This is a genomic window from Peribacillus sp. NPDC101481, from assembly GCF_044767165.1.
Classification (GTDB): domain Bacteria; phylum Bacillota; class Bacilli; order Bacillales; family DSM-1321; genus Peribacillus.
The window spans coordinates 151,128-173,414 of the sequence record NZ_JBIWNJ010000004.1 but is presented as its reverse complement, the minus strand read 5'-3'; the positions used below and the strand labels follow the sequence as shown (position 1 = coordinate 173,414).

The window sequence follows — 22,287 nt, the reverse complement described above, 5'->3', positions numbered from 1 at the left end:
TCAGGGGTTCATTTATAGGTGATGACCATGAATGAAAACGCTTCCTTTATATAGGTTTTTGACATATGATAGCAATAGACATAGGTTAGGAGGAGACGGTATGACAGGAAAGTATAAAAAGTTTGAAACGGCAGTCATCCATGAAGGATATGACTCGAAGAAGCATTTAGGAAGCTTGGCAACACCCTTATTTCAAACCTCAACATTCACTTTCGAAAATGCCGAGCAAGGGGAGAGGCGTTTCGCCGGTATGGAAGATGGATATATATATTCACGACTTGGAAATCCAACGGTACATGTGCTTGAAGAAAAGATTGCCGCTTTGGAAGGCGGGGAAGCTGGCCTTGCTTTCGGTTCAGGCATGGCCGCCGTTTCAGCTGTGCTTTTTGCGTTAACGAAAACAGATGACCACATCCTATGCTCACAGGGGTTATATGGTTGTACATTTGGCCTTCTGCAGCTTATGAAAAATAAATACCGCATCACTCATGATTTTTGTGAGATGGATACAGAAGAACAGGTAAGGAAAATGATTCGGCCGGAAACGACCTGCATCTATGTAGAAACCCCGATCAATCCGACGATGAAAATGATTGATTTACCGATGGTGGTGAAAGTTGCGAAGGAACATAATGTGACGGTCGTAGTGGATAATACGTTTTCGACGCCATATCTACAGAGACCGCTTGAGTATGGCTGTGATATCGTCCTTCATAGCGCTACGAAATATCTTTGCGGGCATGGGGATGTCGTTGCAGGACTTGTCGTAGGTAAGAAGGAATTCATGAATCAGGTAGCAGGGACTACACAGAAGGATATCGGTGGAATCATTTCACCTTTCGATGCCTGGTTACTATTGCGGGGGTTAAAGACCTTGCCTGTCAGGATGGACCGTCATTCGTCCAATGCAATGGAAATCTTTCATGAACTTAAGAAACATCCAAAAGTGAAAAAGGTATATTATCCAGGTGATGAAGCTTCACCGGATCATTATATAATGCAAAAACAGATGAAACATGGCGGCGGCCTTATCTCTTTCGAATTGCATGGCACAAAACAGGATGCACAGGAATTCCTCAATAAATTGAAACTAATCAAAATTGCCGTAAGTCTTGGGGATGCCGAAACATTGATCCAGCATCCCGCTACCATGACGCACTCTGCAGTTCCTGAAGACTCACGGAAACAAATGGGCATCAGTGACCAGCTGGTCCGTCTCTCAGTTGGCCTAGAAGCTTGGCAGGATGTCTGGCAAGATCTTCAGCAAGCATTTTAGGCTACCATATTCCTTCTGCTTTTAATGAAGATGGTGATGGATACGATAAAAGTGATGACAGCCAGGATATAAGAAATGTCCGTAATTACCGGATAGGCGGAGCTATTTCGTATCCCGATGCCTATGAACGCCCAAACGAATACGAGAGGATAGCACCAATCCCGGTTTTTACCTGCAAAGACAAAAGCCAGGATTGTTGCTGCAATCAGCAGGACGATCGTCCATGTTGAACTGGAAACCCCAAAACTTCCCCATTTGATATACGTGAGGTAATAAGAAATGTCAGCGATCGTTGCAACACTTACCCAGCCTGTATAAACGGAAAACGGAAATAGGTCGAAAGACGCATGCTTCACTTTTTTTATGTTAGTATAAATGACCATTAAAGTAGCCAAAAGAGCAATGATAATGAATACGGATAACAAAAAGTGCTCATAGTGCCAAGCCAAAAGCCAAGCGCCATTCAAGACACAGCTTAAAGCGAACCAAGGGAAGGATGCCTTATAGGCAGGGCTGTTTTGGTGTTTGCTTAAAAACTGCCTGAATACCCAGATGGCGAGCAGGAAATAGATCAAGCCCCATATGGAAAATACATATCCTGCAGGAGTGAAAAGGACATCAAGTTTATCGGAAATCTCTCCTGATGTCTGGCCGTTCAATGGCAGGTAATTAGCTAAAAAATTTATCGTGACGACGAACAGATAGAAAATCAAGTTGATGATGGAAATAAGCATAAGGCTTCCTCCTTATATGAATTGTGATCCTCTAACCCTATTCCACATATTTAGCCTGATTAACCTCTTTGGAGCACATCGGGGACTTTGGAGGTCGTTTTTCCATAAAGAGAGGAAGTTTCTGTAACAATTGAACCATTTAAGGTTAGAAATTTTACATCTTCACTTTATGGTGATAAAATATTCAAAGATTCATATTATTTTAGTCCTTCGGGGTCGGGTGAAAATCCCAACCGGCGGTGATGAAGAAATTCTAAGCCCGCGAGCCTGTTAAAGGCAGGATTTGGTGAGATTCCAAAGCCGACAGTAAAGTCTGGATGGGAGAAGGACGTGTGGAACCCAAGTGTATACGTACGCCTAATTTTTCAAAAATGAAAATGTTGGGCTTTTTAGGTATACAATTTTTTTCACTCATTTCTCCTGCTAACTCCTTAGGTCATCCTAAGGGGTTTTTTATATTTTATAAAAGGGGGAAAAACATGTTTACGGGAATCATTGAGGATATCGGTACCGTTCATTCCATGAACAAAGGAAAAAGCAGTATGGAGTTATCGATTCGTTCTGAAAAAATCCTTGAAGATGTTCATCTGGGGGATAGTATTTCAGTAAACGGGGTCTGCTTAACGGTAACGTCCTTCACGAAAAGTTTGTTTACGGTCGACGTGATGCCGGAAACGGTCAAAGCTTCCTCGATACGGACATTGAAATTGGGATCACCTGTGAATCTTGAACGAGCCATGAGTGCACAGGGAAGGTTTGGCGGTCATTTTGTTTCAGGTCATATCGACGGAACCGGAACGATCATCAAAAAAGAACGGAAAGAAAATGCCGTTTATTATGTAATCCAATTGGAAGAGGGGCTCAGTGCCTTTTGCATTCCAAAAGGATCCGTGGCCATTGATGGAACGAGCTTGACGATATTTGGGATCGAAAGGAACCTATTGACTGTATCACTGATTCCATTGACTCATCAGGATACCATATTGGGACAAAAAGCGGCTGGCGATATCGTTAACATCGAAAACGACATGATAGGGAAATATATAATACATCAAATGAAAAATGGCAATCCAAAACCAGGACTTAATTTAGAGTTTTTGGCAGAGCATGGATTCTAATAAAAGGGCGGTGTAATGATGTTCCATACAATAGAAGAAGCATTAGAAGATTTGAAGGCAGGCAAGGTAGTAATCGTATCCGATGATGAAGACCGTGAAAATGAAGGGGATTTTGTAGTGCTGGCCGAAAAGGCGACACCTGAAGCGATTAATTTCATGGCGACTCATGGACGTGGTTTGATTTGTACAACCATCACTGAAGAACTGGCAGCGAAATTGAAACTGCATCCTATGGTTGGAGAAAATACCGATCATCATGGCACTGCTTTTACGGTAAGTGTCGATCATAAAAGCACCTCTACAGGAATCAGTGCTTTTGAAAGGTCCTTGACCATCCTTGAGCTTCTTAATGAAGATTCGGTCGCTGAAGATTTCCAAAGGCCTGGTCACACTTTTCCGATAGTCGCAAAAGAAGGCGGCGTATTAAGGAGGGCGGGACATACAGAGGCATCGGTGGACTTGGCGAAGTTATGCGGTGCCGCTCCAGCTGGTGTCATTTGTGAAATCATGAATGAAGATGGATCGATGGCCCGGGTATCCGATTTAGAAGTCATCGCTGATAAATTCAACCTGAAGTTCATTACGATAGCCGATTTGATTAGGTATCTTCAACAAAATGATACTATCGGGAACCAGGAGCTTGAACTGAACATCCCGAAAGCTTGAGGATTTAAGTAATTACATCTTACAGAACAAAAAATTATATTGTTTTTTAAAATTAGGAGGAATTGGACATGGGGAAAACTATTGAAGCACAATTAATCGGATCAGGATTGAAAGTCGGTATCGTGGTAGGAAGATTTAATGAGTTTATCACAAGCAAGCTTTTAGGAGGGGCATTGGATGGCCTTAAGCGTCATGGCGTTGATGAGAATGATGTTGACATCGCTTGGGTCCCGGGTGCTTTTGAACTACCGTTAATTGCAAAAAAACTTGTGAATACAGGTAAATATGATGCGGTAATCGGTCTTGGAACGGTAATCAGGGGTGCCACTTCACATTATGATTATGTCTGTAATGAAGCGGCTAAAGGCATGGCTTCCGTTTCCTTGGAAACGGGTGTACCGGTTATCTTCGGTTTGCTGACAACTGAAAATATTGAACAAGCGATTGAACGTGCAGGAACAAAATCAGGTAACAAAGGCTATGAAGCGGCCGTTAGTGCAATTGAAATGGCCAACCTTGGAAAATTGATTGAACAGTGATTTGGTATAAGGAAGCCGCAGGGAATAACGTCCCTGCGGCTTTTTTTGATGTACCGGATCATTTGTCGGATTGGGTCTGGCTTTTTAAACCATTAAGCAATTCTTCAAAGTTCGTAAAATTCCTAGCCATTTGATCGATTAGTGAATGCTGATCTTCACCACTCACAGCAACCTCTTCAATGGAAAAATCTCGATTTCAAAGTAATGGACGTTATAAATTATGGAAAATAAAGAATCATCAGGGGATTTTTCGAAAAAAAAAACGAACAAAAGCATCACGTAATGGAAGCATGATAAAATATGCGGATATGATTATGCTACAATTGTAAAGATTGCAATTGAAATTCATGTCTTTAGGGAAAAGTAAATTTATTAGTTACTAGGAGGGGTTTGTGTGTACCATCTCTTTACACATAATGATTTAGATGGAGTCGGCTGCGGCATTATAGCTAAGCTGGCCTTCGGAGAAGAAGTAGTGGTAAGTTATAATTCAATTGGTCGCCTTAATCAGAACGTAGGAGCATTTCTTGAGCAGGCCAAGCTTGAAGATACATTGATCGTTACTGATCTATCGGTTGATGAAGATAACGAAAAAATGATTACTCAGTTTGTGGAAGATGGAGGCAAAGCGCTGCTGATCGATCATCATAAGTCAGCATTGCATTTGAACGAACATGATTGGGCATCTGTAACTGTCGAACAGGAAGATGGTAAACAGACGGCAGCGACATCATTATTCTATCAGTATGCAGTTGAAAATAAATACCTGGAACCTTCAAGCATTGTCGCTGAATTCGTTGAATTGGTCCGACAATACGATACTTGGGAATGGGAAGTCAATAAAAATACAACGGCAAAACGATTGAATGACCTGTTTTTCATGATTCCGATAGAGGAATTCGAAATGAAAATTGCAAATAAGCTGTCTACGGCTGAAAGTTTTACTTTTGACGAAGTGGAGCAAACCCTTCTGAATGTTGAAGAGAGTCGGGTAGATCGGTACATAAACAGGAAAAAAAGAGAAGTCTATCAGGCTACGGTCGGTCCCCATACAGCTGGTGTGGTCCATGCAGAGTCATATCACTCAGAATTGGGTAATGAACTGTCGAAAGAGTTCTCGCATCTTGATTATATAGCGATCCTGATGGTTGGAAGTAAAAGAATCAGCTTCCGGACAATTCACGACGATATTGATGTTTCTGAAGTTGCTGGCAAGTACGATGGAGGCGGCCACCAAAAAGCGGCAGGTTGTACCATGTCCGAAAAGGCGTATAGCCAATATGTCGAAAAGACCTTCTTTGCCGAGCCCCTTAAACGAGACGCACATAAGAATCAACTGAATGTAAAGGAATCCCCAGAGGGCTGCCTATATTCAACGAGAGACAAACATGACATATTCATCTATGAAGATGAAGAAGAGCAATGGATTGTTGAAATCAACGGAAAACAACAGAAAAAAACATTCGATACATTTGTGGAAGCGGAAAAATACATGAAGCGGAAATACGCTGCATGGCTGGCCTATGATGAAAGATATGAAGAGTTTGTCAATAAAGGATGAATACGAAAGCGGCTGTCCGAATGGGACAGCCGCTTTTCTATCTTTTGTCGTAATTCATGATTTTATCTTTTAAGCGGGACAGGATGGACGATCGTGCGGGAGGATTTTTTTGGAATGGAATTTTGGCGATGAAGAATTGCATTGATTTCTCCGCCGATCACAAAAATCAGACCACTCAAATACAGCCATAGCATCAAGATGATGACGCCTCCTAAACTGCCGTAAGTGGAAGAATAGTTGGCAAAATTACTGACATAGAATGAAAATCCAAGTGATATTCCTAGCCAAAGTACAGTTGCGGTAACTGCCCCAGGGATGACATGTTTAATGGGAAAACTTTTATTCGGTGCAAAGCGATATAAAAAGGTCAGGACAAGTGATATGACCACAACCGCGATAACCCACCGTAAAAAGCTGAATATTATTTGCGTTTCTTCAGGGATCGGAATGACTTGCTGTAATAAATCGATGATCACTTTTCCGAAAACGGGGAGACCCAACATGACGATGAATGCCACAACCAGTCCTAATGTCAATGCAATGGAAATGAAGCGGGCTTTAATGAAATTCCTTGTTTCTTCAACATCATAGGCGATATTCATGGAATGGATGAACGCATTCATTCCATTGGAAGCGGACCATATGGTGCCAAGGAAACCAAAAGTCAGTAAGCCTCCGTTCCGTTCAGATAATATGTTAATGATATTTTTCTCGATGACTTCCATCGTTTCCGCAGGCATGAAGGTTTTTATCGTGTCAAGGGCAGTCTGAATATCGATGTTCAGATAAGGTAATAAGGACAGCAGTAAAATGAGCAAAGGGAATAGTGCCAGTAGATAGTAATAAGCTTGTTCTGCTGCCAGTCCGGTCACACGATCTTCCTTTATTTCTTTAATCAGTTTCTTTGAAAATTTTATCGACTTATTCATCTGGGCATCACTCCTGAATAGTTACTTAGGTTATTGCTTCTTTTCCCTCTGCTCATATAAGTTAATCCTCAAAAGAAAAGAAATTGAAAGCCCTAATCCGAGCACTTGTAAAAGCTTGTGACAAATATGCCGGAATGATGGAGATGTGAAGAAAAGGGCTGCCAAGGATGACCAACCTTAGCCAGTTCTTTTTTCAATGCTTTTTTTAAAAAAATTGCAGAAGTCGGGGAATGGCGAGTATCATGCACGGGAAAATCAGGATTGAAGATTCGTAAAGCAAGCGACTAACTGATAAGCTTTCGATACTTCAAGCCTATCAATAATGCCAACACTACTGCTAGGTATGATTTTATGCCCTCTTTAAAACAAGTATAATAGCTAATTAAGTGATTTATTAAGGTAAACAGAAAAACGGCCAGACATTGCGGTCTGGCCGTTTTGCTCTATTGCACTTCTTTTCCCTGTTCCTTCTGAACCTTCGGAGAGGTCCATTTGAATACTTTATTTAGGATATTATAGATGTGTTTGGATTCTTTGGTAAGGATCGGCCCAAGAATCGCTAAGGTTAAAACATAAAGTGCCGCAAACGGGGTTAGTATAGGCATTAAACCGCCGGCAATGCCTAAGTTGGCTAAAATGATGGAGAATTCGCCGCGTGAAACGATCGTTAAACCGATGTTTGCGGAAGCTCTGTGAGATAAACCGGATTTGCGTCCGGCAATCATACCAGCTGCAAAGTTACCGATTATGGTGATGATGACGGCACCAAGAACCATCCAGACAGCTCCGCCAAGGGTAGTCGGATCGATACTCAAGCCAAAGCTGAAGAAAAATATGGCCCCGAAGAAGTCTCGAAAGGGAATGACAAGTTTCTCGATTCTGTCGCTATGTTCCGTTTCAGAAAAGACTAGGCCGAGCAGTAATGCACCAATGGCTTCCGCAACATGAATCGTTTCCGAGAAACCGGCAATGAAGAATAGTAATGCGAACACGACGATGATAAAAATCTCATCGGATGATATATTGAATAATTTGTTAAGGACCCCAGATGCTTTCCGGGCGATAACGAAAAATATCAGCATATACCCAATCGCGATAAATGTAGAAAGTAATGTTCCCCAAACGGAACCAGAAGAGCTTAATACCAATCCGGATACGACTGATAAATAAACAGCGAGGAAGATATCTTCAAACATGATGATGCCAAGGATTAGCTCCGTTTCATTGTTACCGGTCCTTTTAAGGTCCACAAGCACCTTTGCCACAATGGCACTTGAAGAAAAACTGATGATACCGGTTAATATCAGAACCTCTTTCAATGGAAGACCGAGCAGGAAACCGTAAAGCAAGGCCATTCCCACGTTGATTAAAATGTAATAGGTTCCGCCTGTCACGATATTTTTTCCGGATTTCATGAGCTTTTTGACGGAAAATTCAAGCCCTAGGTAAAACAGAAGGAATAATATACCGACCCGACCGAGGAATGCTATGATTTCATCGCTTTCGATGAAACGCAGGTCAATTAATCCGAAGTGCGGGGCATGGGGGCCAACGAGCATCCCGATGATAATTAATAGTGGAACATTCGATATTTTGAATTTACCTGCTACGAGAGCGGCTAATGCCACTAGAAGTAGGGCAGTTCCCACTTCAAAGACTAAATGGTCCATATGAGCTTAGTCACTCCTTTCGTCGGTCAATAATTCTCTTGTGAGGTTTCGGATATCTTTTCTTTCACCGGATATCACAAGGGTGTCGCCTGTTTCGATGATGGAGTCAGGACCAGGATTATTCAGTTGTTTTTTTCCTTTTTTAGAATGGGCGATGACGGTCACGTTATAATTGCTCCTGATATCAATCGCACCGATCGTTTGATTGATGGCCTTTGAACCTGGTTCGACTTTGAACCATTCAATCACCAAGTCACCCAATGACATTTCAATCGTTTCAAGTGCTTGCGGTTTATAAACCATGCCGCCTATGATGGAAGCCATTTGCCGTGATTCCTGATCGTTAAGGGTGATGCTCGATATGACGTCCTCATGTTCATTATCAAAATGGTATAATTCCCGACGGCCGTCATCATGAATGACGATTACTAACTTTTCATCATTTCTCGTTATGATTTCAAATTTTTGGCCAATACCAGGAAGTTCACTTTCTCTAATTCTCACTGGAATTCCTCCTTAAAATGTTGGTTAGAGTTAATAGAAGATAGCAGAATGTTTATAAGTTAACGTCAATATTCGTCTTGAATTTCTTCTCCTTCGATATGCCGATGTATTTTAATGTCTCCGATGGACTGGAATGATGGTAATGCTTCTGTATCAATGCCAGTGACACTCCTTGTTTATAGGCATGGTAGCCAAAAGTTTTACGCATCGAACTTGCTCCGAACTTGCCTGTCAGCCCTGCACCTTCCACAGCATCATGGATGATTCGGTGAGCCTGTTGACGTGTGATCGGCTTTTTTGTCTTAGGGGAAAGAAATAAAAATTGACCTTCGATAACCTTTGAGCCTTTAAGGTATTCTTGTAAGGCGGTACGGACTTTCAGGTTCAAATAAATTTGGTTTACTTCGTCATTTTCCGTACGCTGCTCATAGAACTCCTTTATTTTGCCCGTTTCATCCAGAACGCTGGCGACGGTGATTTCGAGCATTTCATTTATCTTCATACCTGTATTGATGCCGAGTACAAACAATAAATAATCCCGACTGGAGTGAGAGCGTAAGTATGTTTTTATTTTGCTGATTTGATTGATATCCTTAAAGGCTTCTACATATTCCATAGATCTTCTCCTCTTGCTAATGTAACATAATTAGATTATAACACAAGTTATGTAACATTGCATGCATTTAGTTCTGCAGGTTATTCCTATCCAAACAGTAAAAAAACCTTTTCCTTATTCTCTACGCAAACGAGGTAAAATATTTCAGGGAAGTTATTTAACGTGGAAGTTGCTGTCTGCAAATGGGGGAGGCCTGAAAGGAAAAAAAAGAAACCCCAAGTCGGGGTTTCCTCAATTTTTTAGTATACGGCTTTTTGTAATTTGTGAATGACCTCAAGTGAAAGCCCGGTTCCGATGGCAACGGATTCAAGCGGGTTATCTGCAAGTTGGACTGGGACGACGATTTCATTCGTCAGCCATTCTTGTACCCCGTTGAGAAGTGCACCCCCGCCGGATAAGATGACACCTTGATCGACGATATCCCCGCTCAATTCAGGAGGACAATCTTCCAAAGTGGCCCTGATTGCTTCCAGTATATGGAGAAGCGATTCCTGGATGGCTTCCTGGACGTCAGTGGATGATATTGTAATCGGCTTTGGAAGACCCGTTACAAGATCGCGGCCCCTGACTTCCATGGTGATCACGGAATGTTCAACGAGTGCGTAGCCGATTTCTTTTTTTATTTCCTCGGCTGTTCTTTCCCCAATCAGCACATTATGTTTTTTTCTGACATACTGGCTGATATCTTCATCCAATTGATCTCCGCCAATTCTGATTGAATTGCAAGAAACGACGCCGCCATAAGAAATGATTGCGACCTCAGTCGTTCCGCCGCCGATATCAACGATGACATTGGCAACTGGCTCTTCGACAGGCAAGCCCGCACCTATTGCTGCTGCTACTGGTTCCTCGATAAGGTGGACCTGTTTCGCTCCGCAGCTTTTGACTGCATCCTGAATGGCCCTTCTCTCAACTGATGTGGAACCTGATGGTGTGCAAACCACTACACTAGGTTTGCGTATCGATAATCCTAGGGCCTTACTTGCTTTTTTCATGATTTCCCGAAGCATTTGCGCGGTCACATCAAAGTCCGCAATGACACCATCCTTAAGCGGACGGATTGCCACAATATTTCCAGGTGTTTTCCCGATCATGTTTTTTGCATCCACACCGACTGCCAATACTTTATTAGTCTCTATATCAATGGCCACCACAGATGGCTCATTAAATACGATTCCTTTATTTTTACTGTAAACTAGCGTATTTGCAGTTCCTAAGTCAATGCCTATTTCTGTATTTGATAACATCTAGTCACCCCTCCATAAGAGTTTGACCCCTATATACTCATTCTACCTTTTATAGCGAATTTGTGGGGGTGGGAAATCTAGTAAATAGTGGAAGTCACGTGCTGTTCCTTTCATAGAGCGAAAACATGATGAAATATAAAAATGCACTGGTGAGGGAGGCGCCCCAAGAACGGCAAATGTCCAATTGGCATCCTGACAATGGAATGTTGAAAACAAGCGTGGATGCAGCTTTGAATCCGCCTATTTTATGTTAAGATTAAGATGAAAATCCGCTTATATAAAGAAGGTAATTTTGTGAGTGTAAATTTAATCGAGAGTAAGAGTTTTAGAGTCATCTTTACAGCTTTTCTAGCTTTCCTGGGTGGTTATGCGTTTGATAGCCTTGGAATATACCTGCCATGGATGCTTGGACCATTATTCGTCGTGATGATTACTAAAGTGAAGTTAAGGAAGTACTTGTATTGGTCTAAAACCTTTAGAAGTACTGGATTGGTCATTCTAGGTTTACAACTGGGCAGTTCATTCACGAAACAATCGCTAAATGAGATGATTGAATATCTGCCTGTTATGCTTTTTACGACAATTGCAATCATTTCATTTACAGTGTTGACTGGATGGTTTGTCGGAAAGCGAATGAACTTATCCTTGAGCACATCGATGCTTGGCAGTTTTCCGGGAGGCCTTTCCCAGATGGTGGTCTTAAGTGAGGAAATGAAGGATAGTGATGAAACGGTTGTAGGTTTCATGCAAACACTGCGGGTCATCCTTGTGATATCCATTGTTCCTTGGATTGTGACCCATGTAATGTCAGTTGAATCAGGTGCGGTAATGGCCGTATCGGAGCGGCCGTTTTTCTTATTTGAATATGATGGGAAATTAGCCATCATGATGTTGGTAACATTGCTGATATTCATCTTCATCACAAAGAAAGCCAATTTTCCGCTCCCTTTTTTGCTAGGACCTCTCATGGCCGCAGCACTATTCAATTTAGCAGGCCCAGGTGCACCGCAGATTCCTGACTTTTGGTTGAACTTATCGCAATTGTTGATCGGCGCACATTTAGGCTACACACTGAAGGTTGATAACCCCCGACTTTTCAGAAAGATGTTCGGGGCCGTATTCGTCAGTAATGTCCTATTGATTGGATTTTGCTATTATCTTTCCATTCAGTTTGCCCCAATCCTATCTTTACAGGCGAACGAATTATTTTTGAGCATGGCGCCAGGCGGCGTCGCCGAAATGGCAGTCACAGCCATGTCTGTGCATGTGGATTTATCCGTTGTCACAAGCTTTCATTTATTCAGGATCTTATTCATTTTATTTTTTCTATCACCCATCATAAAATGGCTGGCCGGAAGAAACCACGGGAAACAAAAACAGGGACAAAGCTGACAGGCTTTGTCCTTTTGGCGTTAAGCTGAATTCACCAGTAAAAGTGCGAAACTCACGAGTAAAATGCTGGAATTCACGAGTAAAAGCGGAAAACTCACGAGTAAAATGCTGAAACTCACGAGTAAAAGCGCGAAACTCACGAGTGAACCGCCAAATCACGAGTAAAATGCTGAAACTCACGAGTAAATGCGCATATTCCAGACGGATTGAGATAATTTCGTACAAAACAGGCTGGTAATTCCGCTCTGAAAGGATATTGTACCCAAAATATTGAAATGTGCTGTTGGTTAAGCTCATCAAGGCAATAAAGTTGGTGGATTTTGTGATGATTTAGTGAAAATTGAAATCGAATAGTAAAATAATCCTCACTTTTTTTGAACTTCATCCGATATAAGGAGGAGACGAGACTTTAAATGAATGGGTGAGTATTATGGATATAACATCAGTTTTGGGCGTAGTTCTGGGTATCGTGGCCATCTTGGTCGGAATGGTGTTGAAAGGCGTTAGTGTAACGGCGCTGATAAACCCGGCGGCTATTTTGATCATTATTGTAGGGACGATAGCTGCTGTTGTAACGGCTTTCCCTTTGTCGGAATTAAAAAGACTACCAAAAATATTCAAGATTTTATTCTTTGAACAAAAATTGACAAAGCCTGAAGATTTAATAAAAACCTTTTCTGAATGGGCGGTCATTGCCAGGAAAGAAGGCTTATTGGCATTGGAAAGCATTTCGGATCAGGTGGATAATACTTTTTTGAAAAATGGCTTGAATCTTGCAGTCGAAGGTCAAAGTGCCGATTATATTCGTGATATTTTAGCAGAGGAAATAGATGCGATGGAAGAACGTCATCTAAGCGCGGCAGCGATTTTCAGTCAAGCCGGTACATACGCACCGACGCTGGGTGTATTGGGTGCGGTAATCGGGCTGATAGCTGCATTGGGTAATATGGCCGACACGGAGGCTTTGGGACATGCCATATCTGCCGCGTTCGTCGCAACCTTGATGGGTATTTACACGGGGTATGTTTTATGGCATCCATTTGCCAATAAGCTAAAACGGAAGTCGCAGCAGGAAGTTCGAATCAAAGAAATGATGATAGAAGGTATTTTATCGATCATCGAAGGGGAAGCGCCGCGAACGATTGAACAGAAATTAACATCATATTTGCCTGCTGGAGATCGTAAAAAGTGGTTAGAAGGCGATGTGAGAGAAGATGGCTAGGCGCAAAAAGAAACAAAGGCATGAAGAGCATATCGATGAATCATGGCTGGTTCCCTACGCCGATATCTTAACATTGCTTCTCGCGCTTTTTATCGTCTTGTTCGCTTCAAGTTCGGTTGATGCAGTAAGGTTCCAGCAGTTGTCCAATGTATTTAACCAGGTTTTTACAAGCGGAACGGGTTTTATGGATTTTCCAAGTGATTCCCCCAGCAATGAGCCAACGTCACCAGAGCAAAGAACAGGTGCGGAAGATCTTGAGAAGCTAGGGAAAAACGAGCAAGAAGAACTTACGGAAGTTCAGGAGCGTGTAAATGCCTACATACAAAAGAATGATTTAACGAATAAATTGGGAACGAACCTAACGGATGAAGGCATGTTGATTTCAATTAGGGAAAACGTGCTGTTCGAATCGGGTGTGGCTGAGGTGAGAAGTGAAAACCGAAAAATCGCTAAGGAAATCTCGGATTTGCTAATCATGGATTTACCCAGAAACATTATCGTAAGCGGACATACAGATAATATTCCTATAAAGAATTACCAGTATGAATCCAACTGGGATCTGAGCGTGATGCGATCCGTGAATTTTATGAAACTTCTCCTCGAAAATAAAGAGTTGGATCCCGAAATGTTCAGCGCTAAAGGACATGGGGAATTCAAGCCGGTTGCTTCCAATGAAACGAAAAAAGGAAGGTCGAAAAACCGGAGAGTTGAAATCCTAATTGTTCCACGGACAGCGATAAATGAGTGAAAACCTGTCAGGAATGGACAGGTTTTTCTTTTTTAAGGAGATTATATGGAAAGAGAATATACAAATGTGATGGAAGAAATCGTTGTGACTTGGGTGCAGGTTTTAATGTCAGGTATGGAATACCAAACATTTTGTTCATGCGGTAAATGTAAAAATGACATCATCACATTATCATTGAATAACCTGCCTAATTACTATGTAACCACGGAAGAAGGGCGGAAAAGGATATTTGGAAATTTGAATACAAAAGAAAACAGGAAATGGATCAATAAAAGAATCATCAATGCGATACACGTTGTTGGTCAGTATCCTAAACATTGATTTGCTTTGGGGATAGGCTAATGAAATTTAGCACTAACATTAATTATGTGTTTTATTTATGGTGGCAGAGGGAACATAAATAAAGTGCAAAGTATGTTCATTCGATCAAAAATTGAGGAGATGAATTATTATGGGTAAAAATATCGCATGTGTAGTAACGAATATGTTTGAGGACTCGGAGTATAGTGAACCGGCAAAGGCATTTGAAGAAGCCGGCCATACGGTAACGACGATTGAAATGATAAAAGGGAAAACTGTTAAAGGGAAACAAGGGGAGGTAGAAGTCGAGATTGATGAGAGCATCGACTCAGTGAAACCGGAAAATTTCGATGCATTATTCATCCCCGGTGGGTTCTCGCCTGATCAGCTGCGTGCTGACGAACGCTTCGTATCTTTCGCCAAATCGTTCATGGATGATAAGAAGCCTGTATTTGCGATCTGTCATGGACCGCAGTTGCTGATTACAGCCAAAACACTTGAAGGACGCCATGCAACAGGATATACATCAATTAAAGTCGATATGGAATATGCAGGTGCAACATATTTGGACAAGGAGGTTGTTGTTTGCGGCAACCAGCTTGTAACCAGCAGGACACCTGAAGATCTTCCGGCATTTAATCGGGAATCGCTCAATCTATTGAAATAATGAAAAATCCCGGCAGCTGCCGGGATTTTTCATTTTAAAGGATTCATATACTTTCATCTTTGCAGTAAAATAAAAGGAGAGACGAATAAAAAAGGAAGTGTCACAATTGATCGTATTAAAATCTGCACGTGAAATTCAAGCGATGCATGAATCAGGTAAAATTTTGGCAGCTTGTCATAGGGAGATTGCTAAGTTGATTGTTCCTGGGGTGACAACATGGGAAATAGAAGAATTTGTTGAAGGATTCTTAAAAAAACATGGTGCGAAGCCGGAACAAAAGGGTTACAAAGGGTATGAGTATGCGACATGTGCCAGCATAAATGAAGAAATCTGTCATGGTTTCCCTCGTAAGACCCCTTTGAAAAATGGAGATATCGTAACGATTGATATGGTCGTCAATTATAACGGGGCCCTTGCCGATTCTGCCTGGACGTATACGGTCGGTAAGGTTTCAAAGGAAACCGAGCATTTGGTTCATGTGACGAAGGAATCTTTATATAAGGCGATTGAAGTATGTGTGGAAGGCAATCGGATTGGAGATATTGGTCATGCCATACAAACATATGTCGAGGCGGAAGGCTTCTCTGTCGTTCGTGATTTCATTGGGCACGGGATAGGAAGTGTCATTCATGAAGAACCGCAGGTTCCGCATTATGGACTGCCGAATAAAGGTCCGCGTCTTAAGGAAGGCATGGTATTCACCATCGAGCCAATGGTAAACGTAGGTACATATAAAGCAAGCCGTGATCCGAATGGATGGACGGCATCCACTGCAGATGGGAAATACTCAGCTCAATATGAGCATACGATTGCCATTACGAAAAACGGTCCGCTTATTCTGACCGAACAATGAAAATGAAAAAACAGCATCGATTATGATGCTGTTTTTCATTTTAATCAATTGGCCGTTCCAATGAATACAAATCTTCTTCGATATTTCCTAATCTGTCCTCAATGACTTTTTTAGCATCTTTGATACCTTCATTATAAATAAATGGAGCAATATTTTCGAAAATGAACTGCAAGTGATTTTCAGCAGCGATTTCTCCGATTTCCTTGCCATGTTCCTGATACACATATTCTTGGATACTTTCGATCATCTTGCGGCGTTTTTCTATGGGAAATTGAATGAACATTGTGCCCTCCTTCATATTTGTTCTAAAAACCATGTAATGAATGAATCTGAATCCAAAGGGAATACGGGAACTGAAGCATGATTCCTGGTTCGTTCCAGACATTCTGGCCAAGCCACTGCTGCTTTGACATTAGTAAGCCGTTCCAATAACACGAGGTCACTTTCTTCTTTGATTAAAATGACCTTAGGAAAGTCCTCTTGCTTATAACCCTCAATTAAAATCACATCAGGGAGAAATAGACACAGTAATTGAATCAGCTCAGTTATAGGGGCTTCACCCTTGAAATTCCCGAGCAGCTCGATTGTTCCATCACCTTCAACAAGTGAAGCTGCCGCCCCAGCCTGAAAGTGTTTATTGGAATCCTTCATACCGTTAACATACGGTTTTCCGCCATGTCCATGATGTTTTAAAACGGCTGTCTCTAATTTGGCTTTGCGAAGCTTTTCGATAATATTCGTTATGAAGGTCGTTTTTCCTCTATTTTGGTAGCCAACCACCTGAAAAATAAAAGGCTTCACCAAGGCCATTTGCATCCTTCCTGGTCATCGAGGAGCAGGATGTCCACGAAATCTCCCGTTTGGAAACCACGGGTCCCCCCAGGTAAGACGGTCAGTGAATTGGCACCTGCCAAGCTTGTTGTAATATTAGATTTATCCACACCGCTAGGAATTACCTTCAACTGGCCTGATTCGTAAAATAATCGGGTCCGAAGCAGACGTGAGAATGGATTGGGCTTTAAGAAGTCTTCTGCCAATTGGGCCGTCTCTTTTCGTAAATGCGGATGTTCCGAAAATAGCATGGTGCGGATGATCGGTCTTGCAAATAGTTCAAAGCCAACATAACTGGCGGAAGGATTGCCGGATAAACCGAATAAAAATTTGTTATTATATACCGCTACAGTCGTCACGCTGCCGGGGCGCATGGCCACTTTGTTGAATAAGACTTCAGCACCCATTTTTTGATAAATATCCGGGAGAAGGTCAAAATCACCGACAGAAACCCCTCCAGTTGTAATGAGCAAATCCACTTCCTCCAAGGCAGTTGAAATGGCCTCGTAACTTAATTCGAATTCGTCCTTAAGCTTTCCATAAAAGCGGACTTCTCCTCCGGCCCTCCGAATTTGGGCGGAGATGGCATGTGAATTGCTATTACGGATTTTCCCGGGCTGCAACGGTTCGTTAACATCAAGAAGTTCCGAGCCTGTAGCGAATAATCCGACGACAGGTTTCTTGGCAACTGGGACTTCGGCATATCCGAATGTTGCCAGCAAGCCGATGATCCCTGGATTGATCGTTGTTCCTTTTTTTACAAGAACATCGCCTTTCTTTGCATCCTCTCCTTGAAAAGAAACGTTTTCGCCTTCCTTAAGTGAGCGTTTAAATGATATGTACTTCTTTCCGTCCTTTTCGAATTCCTTTGTTAGCTCGAGCATGATTACGGCATCACACTCAGCTGGCATCTGAGCTCCAGTCATGATTCTCGCCACTTGATTTTTTTGTACAGGGATAGTCGGTACCATCCCCGCAGCCAGTTCTTCAACCACTTCGAACTCAAGAGGGTTATTTATGGAACCCTCTGCCGTATCCTTGGACCTGAGGGCGAATCCATCGTATGGAGAGCGGTTAAAATGCGGAACATCATTTGTAGCTACAATATCTTGAGCCAAAAAACGGTCTTGGCTTTCCTTGAGGGGAATCAGTTCCGCATGTCCTATTAATTTATGCTTCATCACTTTTTCCACTGCTTCTGCAATACTGATGGGTGTTCTTCTTTCTACCATGCTTACAACTCCTGTCAGTTTTCAATTTCTATATCAAATGTATCAGAATTATTTTAAAAATGAAAAAAATCCTCACCGGTACGGGAGGATTTGAATGTTACTTATTACGCAGTCTTCCAAGTTCTTCGGCGATTGCTTCCATTTCACGGACACTGAAATTCGTTTTTTTCATCACCATTGTATAAATATCGTGCAGCTCTTCGTACATTTCGATATCAAAATGGGTTGATTTTATTGCACCGAAGTTCATCACTTTTAATTTATCCTTGATTGCTTCGATCATAAACTCGACACTTTCGGCTGTGTTTTGCGTTAAATCCATTTCCCTCATCCTTTCATACGTTCCTAAATTATTTTCATCTTTGCATGATTACCGCTGGAAGTCAATGAATATTACGAAGCTTGATCCCCAATTACTTGGTCATCTCCACGTTTTAAACTGAGGGAGTTTGGGAAAAGATAGGAAAAAACTTTTTTAAACATTGTATAATGGAGATAGCTACCATTATCCATCAACTAATATATGACGAGGAGGAGAATATATGAGCAACATTCGAGAAGAATATAAGTGTGTCAAGAAAAGTAAATTTATGCAAGCGGTCTTTATTGGTGCGTTAGCAGGGGCGGCGATAAGCCTTTTTGACAAGGATACGCGTAATTCTGTATTGGAAAACAGTAAAAGCTGCATGAGTAATATGAAGGAATTCGTGAAGAATCCCAATGGGGTGCTTACACAAGTACGTGAAACATCATCCAAGGTCCGTTCCACTGTTGAAAAAATTTCCGATGATGTATCCTTCATTTCCCAAAAGGTGGAGGAAATGAAAGATATTCCATCGCAAGTTGCCCAAGTGGTGATGGAGACGAAGGAAGTTTTTGCTGCAGAGCAAGATGAGTCATCTTCAAGTCACCATGAACGGATTTCCTTAAATTAGAAAATGGGGTGGAGGTATGGCCAATAAAAAAGAATGGCTGAAAGGCTCATTCTTCAAGACTTTCATAAAACGGTTACAGATGGATGATGTGTCGGGGCTTGCCGCACAGCTGTCTTATTTCTTCTTACTTTCCTTGTTTCCGTTACTTATTTTTTTATTCACCTTATTGGCCTATCTGCCATTTTCCCAAGAAGATATATTAAATACCGTCCGTACATATGCGCCTGACGATTCGATGAAAATCATTGAGGCCAACCTATCTGAAGTAATGGAAGCGAATGGGACTTTATTGTCGTTTGGTGTCATCGGAACGATATGGTCGGCATCGAATGGGATGAATGCAATCATTAAAGCATTTAACCATGCATATGATGTAAAAGAAAGTCGAACTTTCTTTATTTCCCGGGGAATGTCGATTCTGCTCACATTAGCGATGATTTTTGTTTTTATTGTCGTTTTATTGCTGCCGGTATTCGGAAAACAGATCGGAGTATTCCTATTTGCCGAAATTGGACAATCCGATGAATTTCTTATGATTTGGAACCAGCTTCGCTGGGTAATAAGTACGCTTGTATTTTTAATTGTGTTCACGATCCTTTATTGGATTGCCCCCAACATAAAGCAAAAATGCATAACCGTACTGCCCGGTGCTATCTTTGCAACGGCAGGATGGAGTCTTGTTTCCTTTTTGTTTTCTTTTTATGTGGAGAAGTTCGCTAATTATTCCGCAACATATGGGAGCCTTGGAGGGATCATCGTATTAATGGTCTGGTTTTATTTATCAGGGCTCATCATCATACTGGGCGGGGAAATAAATGCGCTCATAAGTGAAAGGCAAAAACCAGAATGTGCATGAGCTTCCTGGAGTTCCCGTAATAGCGGACTATCATGATGCAGATACTATTCAAGAAATAACAACTTTTGATGAGGAGGAGTTCTTTCATGAGTAAAAAGGATGGCAGCACAAAGCAAAAAGGAAAAAATAAAGGTTCTAACCATAAAACATCAGGTTCTGCAAATGGTAAGAACGGATATCACTAAATTGAAACGATCATAAAAAAAGGGAGCCTTGGAGGGCTCCTTTTTCATGTTTAGTTTCTCAAAAGTCTTAAGCTGTTCAGTATAACGAGAATTGTGCTTCCTTCATGTCCAATGACGCCGTATGGAAGGTCAAGGAATTGAAGGAAATTGGATGCAATCAGGATCATGATGACCGAAATTGAAAAGATGACGTTTTGTTTGATGATTCGATTCATCTTCTTGGATAATTTGACTGCCTCCGCGATGCGCGGCAAGTCATTCTTCATCAGAACAACATCCGCTGTCTCCAAGGCAACATCCGTGCCTTCACCCATTGCAATTCCCACAGATGCCGTTGCTAGTGCAGGTGCATCATTGATGCCATCCCCAACCATTGCTACAGTGCCAAAATGTTCTTTTAGCCTTTTCACTTCAGTCACTTTGGTTTCTGGCAGGCATTCGGCAATATATGCATCTATATGGCTCTCCGACGCAATCGCTTTAGCCGTTTTTTCACCATCGCCTGTCAGCATGACGGTATGGATGCCCTCCTTTTTCAAAGCTTCGATGGCTATAATGGTTTCTTCACGCACGACATCTTTCAAAGTGAGAATACCGGCAATCCCTTGATCATCCTTTGCATAAACGATTGTCTTGCCTTGTTCAGCCAATGTCAGTGCAATGCCATTTTGGAATCGTTCTGCTTCACTGCGACCGACGAAATCAGCTTTTCCGACTTTCCAAAGCACGCCATTGATGTATGCTTGAACCCCATTGCCTGAGATATCTTCCATGTTATCCGGTTTAATGATGTCTCTTTGCAATTTCGTTTTGGCATAACGGACGATCGATGTTGCCAAAGGGTGGTTTGAATAATTTTCAACAGATGCAATATGAAATAAGAAATCATCTTCGTTTAAATCTTCGCGGATAATGACATCCGTTACCTCGGGTTTTCCTTTTGTTAATGTACCTGTTTTATCTAAAGCAATTGCCTGCAGGTTACCTAGATTCTCAAGATGGATGCCGCCTTTAAATAAAATGCCATGACGAGCACCATTTGAAATGGCAGATAGCGTTGCTGGCATAATAGAAGCCACAAGTGCACAAGGTGAAGCGACAACGAGCAGGATCATCGCCCTGTAGAATGTTTCGGTCCAGCTCCACCCCAATATGAAATGGGGTACGAACATCATCAAGCCGACAACGGTCAATACCACTTTTACATAAGTACCTTCAAACCGTTCAATGAACAGCTGGGAAGGGGACTTTTCACTTTGTGCGGATTGAACGAGAGTGATTATTTTTTGAAATAATGTTTCACTTGCTGGTTTGGTGATTTCCACGGTAATCGTACCACGGAGGTTAACCGTTCCGGCAAATACTTCATCATCCAATGATTTGCTGACCGGTATGGATTCACCAGTGATGGCAGCTTCATCGATATTGGTACGGCCGTCCGTGATTTTTCCATCTGAAGGAACTCTCTCACCTGGTTTCACTAAAATCAGATCTCCGACATGCAGCTGTGAAACGGATACGGTTTCTTCATATCCGTTAGTGATGCGCAGTGCTTCCTCAGGCTGTAAGTCCATAAGTGCCGAAATTTCTTTATGGCTTTTATTCATCGTGTATGTCTCAAGGGCACCGCTTAAAGCGAAGATGAAAATCAATATGGCACCTTCCGTCCAGTATCCGATGACCGCAGAACCGATGGCCGCAAAAATCATCAGCATCTCAACATTCAATTCCCGGTCGGCAATCGTATCTTCTATTCCTTCTTTTGCTTTGGCATATCCGCCAATCAAGAAAGAAGCTAAGTATATGACGATGGAAGTGGACTCCATTCCGTTCTTTGAAAGGGCCCATCCCAACACTATTAATAAACCGCTGAACAATGCAGCAAAAAGTTCTAGATGAGGTTTTGCTTTTTCCAACCAAGTGGTTTGGCATGAAGCCGGTTGGGTTAAATGTTTAGTATCTGTAGTCATAAGATTCCCTCCCACATTCTTCTCTATTTTGTGTAAATGATATAGATTATCATTTGTGTAATATCTAATTGAGAAAGATAATCAACGTCATTTCTCTGGATAAAATATGAAAGCTGCCACCAAAATTGCGATGACAGCAATGTTTTCAAAGGTTTTTAAACGTAATGTCCCTTTTGTTATTATTATAATACCACATATCCTATTCAGAAATAAAGAAGAATGATTCTAATCTAGTA

23 protein-coding genes, 1 pseudogene and 1 riboswitch are annotated in these 22,287 nt (G+C 41.7%); of the genes and pseudogenes, 13 read left to right on the top strand and 11 right to left on the bottom strand.

Translation table 11 applies throughout. From position 1 onward, the window contains the following. Positions 1-100: 100 nt before the first annotated feature. Entirely contained in the window at positions 101-1,276 is a 1,176-nt protein-coding gene (megL, locus tag ACIROD_RS22495) for a methionine gamma-lyase (protein WP_402944455.1), read from the top strand. On the opposite strand, the gene ACIROD_RS22490 is transcribed toward megL, so the two are convergent. Further along, positions 1,273-2,010 (bottom strand): TspO/MBR family protein, encoded by a 738-nt coding sequence (locus tag ACIROD_RS22490; RefSeq protein ID WP_402944452.1) that lies wholly within the window; start codon positions 2,008-2,010, stop codon positions 1,273-1,275. The genes megL and ACIROD_RS22490 overlap by 4 nt on opposite strands. Before the next feature lie 202 nt (positions 2,011-2,212). Continuing rightward, positions 2,213-2,343: riboswitch (FMN riboswitch) on the top strand. Between the two features lie 146 nt (positions 2,344-2,489). On the opposite strand from ACIROD_RS22490, the gene ribE reads away from it, so the two are divergent. From ribE to ACIROD_RS22470, 4 genes and pseudogenes are all read left to right on the top strand, one after another. After that, positions 2,490-3,128, top strand: coding sequence for a riboflavin synthase (gene ribE / locus ACIROD_RS22485; protein WP_101224897.1), 639 nt, complete (start codon positions 2,490-2,492; stop codon positions 3,126-3,128). Positions 3,129-3,146: 18 nt separating this feature from the next. Continuing rightward, positions 3,147-3,785 (top strand): annotated as a pseudogene (gene ribB / locus ACIROD_RS22480) (3,4-dihydroxy-2-butanone-4-phosphate synthase); the annotation flags it as partial. Between the two features lie 77 nt (positions 3,786-3,862). Beyond that, the gene (gene ribH / locus ACIROD_RS22475) at positions 3,863-4,333 is read left to right on the top strand and encodes a 6,7-dimethyl-8-ribityllumazine synthase (RefSeq protein WP_048685088.1); all 471 of its coding nucleotides are present in this window, start codon (positions 3,863-3,865) and stop codon (positions 4,331-4,333) included. 394 nt (positions 4,334-4,727) lie between these two features. After that, positions 4,728-5,894: a DHH family phosphoesterase gene (locus tag ACIROD_RS22470; protein WP_402944448.1), complete on the top strand. Its 1,167-nt coding sequence runs from the start codon at positions 4,728-4,730 to the stop codon at positions 5,892-5,894. Positions 5,895-5,956: 62 nt separating this feature from the next. Here ACIROD_RS22470 and ACIROD_RS22465 read toward each other — a convergent pair whose 3' ends face one another. The 5 genes from ACIROD_RS22465 to mreBH all read right to left on the bottom strand — a co-directional run bounded on the left by ACIROD_RS22465 (position 5,957) and on the right by mreBH (position 10,860). After that, positions 5,957-6,823 (bottom strand): YihY/virulence factor BrkB family protein, encoded by an 867-nt coding sequence (locus tag ACIROD_RS22465; protein ID WP_402944445.1) that lies wholly within the window; start codon positions 6,821-6,823, stop codon positions 5,957-5,959. A 443-nt stretch (positions 6,824-7,266) separates the two neighbouring features. After that, a complete protein-coding gene (locus ACIROD_RS22460; protein WP_230177854.1) occupies positions 7,267-8,493 on the bottom strand; it encodes a cation:proton antiporter in 1,227 nt (408 codons plus the stop codon). Between the two features lie 6 nt (positions 8,494-8,499). Then, positions 8,500-8,997, bottom strand: coding sequence for a cation:proton antiporter regulatory subunit (locus ACIROD_RS22455; RefSeq protein WP_101224892.1), 498 nt, complete (start codon positions 8,995-8,997; stop codon positions 8,500-8,502). A 52-nt stretch (positions 8,998-9,049) separates the two neighbouring features. Then, complete coding sequence (locus ACIROD_RS22450; protein ID WP_101224891.1) at positions 9,050-9,613, bottom strand: tyrosine-type recombinase/integrase; 564 nt, start codon at positions 9,611-9,613, stop codon at positions 9,050-9,052. A 239-nt stretch (positions 9,614-9,852) separates the two neighbouring features. Next, positions 9,853-10,860: a rod-share determining protein MreBH gene (gene mreBH / locus ACIROD_RS22445; protein ID WP_101224887.1), complete on the bottom strand. Its 1,008-nt coding sequence runs from the start codon at positions 10,858-10,860 to the stop codon at positions 9,853-9,855. A gap of 294 nt (positions 10,861-11,154) precedes the next feature. Here mreBH and ACIROD_RS22440 point away from each other — a divergent pair, with 294 nt between their 5' ends. The 6 genes from ACIROD_RS22440 to map all read left to right on the top strand — a co-directional run bounded on the left by ACIROD_RS22440 (position 11,155) and on the right by map (position 16,042). Then, entirely contained in the window at positions 11,155-12,252 is a 1,098-nt protein-coding gene (locus tag ACIROD_RS22440) for an AbrB family transcriptional regulator (protein WP_402944438.1), read from the top strand. A 430-nt stretch (positions 12,253-12,682) separates the two neighbouring features. Continuing rightward, a complete protein-coding gene (gene motA, locus ACIROD_RS22435) occupies positions 12,683-13,474 on the top strand; it encodes a flagellar motor stator protein MotA (protein ID WP_101224885.1) in 792 nt (263 codons plus the stop codon). Beyond that, a complete protein-coding gene (gene motB / locus ACIROD_RS22430) occupies positions 13,467-14,222 on the top strand; it encodes a flagellar motor protein MotB (RefSeq protein WP_402944435.1) in 756 nt (251 codons plus the stop codon). Before motA ends, motB begins: the two co-directional genes overlap by 8 nt. 45 nt (positions 14,223-14,267) lie before the next feature. After that, positions 14,268-14,543 carry a late competence development ComFB family protein gene (locus ACIROD_RS22425; protein ID WP_402944432.1) on the top strand — a complete coding sequence of 92 codons (276 nt, stop codon included), beginning with the start codon at positions 14,268-14,270 and terminating at the stop codon, positions 14,541-14,543. Between the two features lie 130 nt (positions 14,544-14,673). Next, positions 14,674-15,189 carry a type 1 glutamine amidotransferase domain-containing protein gene (locus ACIROD_RS22420; RefSeq protein ID WP_076370894.1) on the top strand — a complete coding sequence of 172 codons (516 nt, stop codon included), beginning with the start codon at positions 14,674-14,676 and terminating at the stop codon, positions 15,187-15,189. Positions 15,190-15,295: 106 nt separating this feature from the next. After that, entirely contained in the window at positions 15,296-16,042 is a 747-nt protein-coding gene (gene map / locus ACIROD_RS22415) for a type I methionyl aminopeptidase (RefSeq protein ID WP_101224883.1), read from the top strand. 40 nt (positions 16,043-16,082) lie between these two features. On the opposite strand, the gene ACIROD_RS22410 is transcribed toward map, so the two are convergent. The 4 genes from ACIROD_RS22410 to ACIROD_RS22395 all read right to left on the bottom strand — a co-directional run bounded on the left by ACIROD_RS22410 (position 16,083) and on the right by ACIROD_RS22395 (position 18,427). Then, positions 16,083-16,325 carry a DUF2164 domain-containing protein gene (locus ACIROD_RS22410; RefSeq protein ID WP_063234700.1) on the bottom strand — a complete coding sequence of 81 codons (243 nt, stop codon included), beginning with the start codon at positions 16,323-16,325 and terminating at the stop codon, positions 16,083-16,085. A gap of 11 nt (positions 16,326-16,336) precedes the next feature. Beyond that, positions 16,337-16,852, bottom strand: coding sequence for a molybdopterin-guanine dinucleotide biosynthesis protein B (mobB, locus tag ACIROD_RS22405; RefSeq protein ID WP_157831123.1), 516 nt, complete (start codon positions 16,850-16,852; stop codon positions 16,337-16,339). Next, entirely contained in the window at positions 16,840-18,105 is a 1,266-nt protein-coding gene (locus ACIROD_RS22400) for a molybdopterin molybdotransferase MoeA (protein ID WP_402944426.1), read from the bottom strand. The genes mobB and ACIROD_RS22400 overlap by 13 nt, the downstream gene beginning before the upstream one ends. Before the next feature lie 97 nt (positions 18,106-18,202). Next, the gene (locus ACIROD_RS22395; RefSeq protein WP_034305672.1) at positions 18,203-18,427 is read right to left on the bottom strand and encodes a DUF1128 domain-containing protein; all 225 of its coding nucleotides are present in this window, start codon (positions 18,425-18,427) and stop codon (positions 18,203-18,205) included. A 220-nt stretch (positions 18,428-18,647) separates the two neighbouring features. On the opposite strand from ACIROD_RS22395, the gene ACIROD_RS22390 reads away from it, so the two are divergent. Both ACIROD_RS22390 and ACIROD_RS22385 read left to right on the top strand, forming a co-directional pair. Then, the gene (locus tag ACIROD_RS22390) at positions 18,648-19,040 is read left to right on the top strand and encodes a YtxH domain-containing protein (protein ID WP_101224880.1); all 393 of its coding nucleotides are present in this window, start codon (positions 18,648-18,650) and stop codon (positions 19,038-19,040) included. A gap of 16 nt (positions 19,041-19,056) precedes the next feature. Further along, positions 19,057-19,896, top strand: a complete 840-nt coding sequence (locus ACIROD_RS22385) for a YihY/virulence factor BrkB family protein (RefSeq protein WP_402944423.1) — start codon at positions 19,057-19,059, stop codon at positions 19,894-19,896. A gap of 235 nt (positions 19,897-20,131) precedes the next feature. Here the strand turns inward: ACIROD_RS22385 and ACIROD_RS22380 are convergent, their stop codons facing one another. Further along, complete coding sequence (locus ACIROD_RS22380; RefSeq protein ID WP_402944420.1) at positions 20,132-22,051, bottom strand: heavy metal translocating P-type ATPase; 1,920 nt, start codon at positions 22,049-22,051, stop codon at positions 20,132-20,134. Positions 22,052-22,287: the final 236 nt, after the last annotated feature.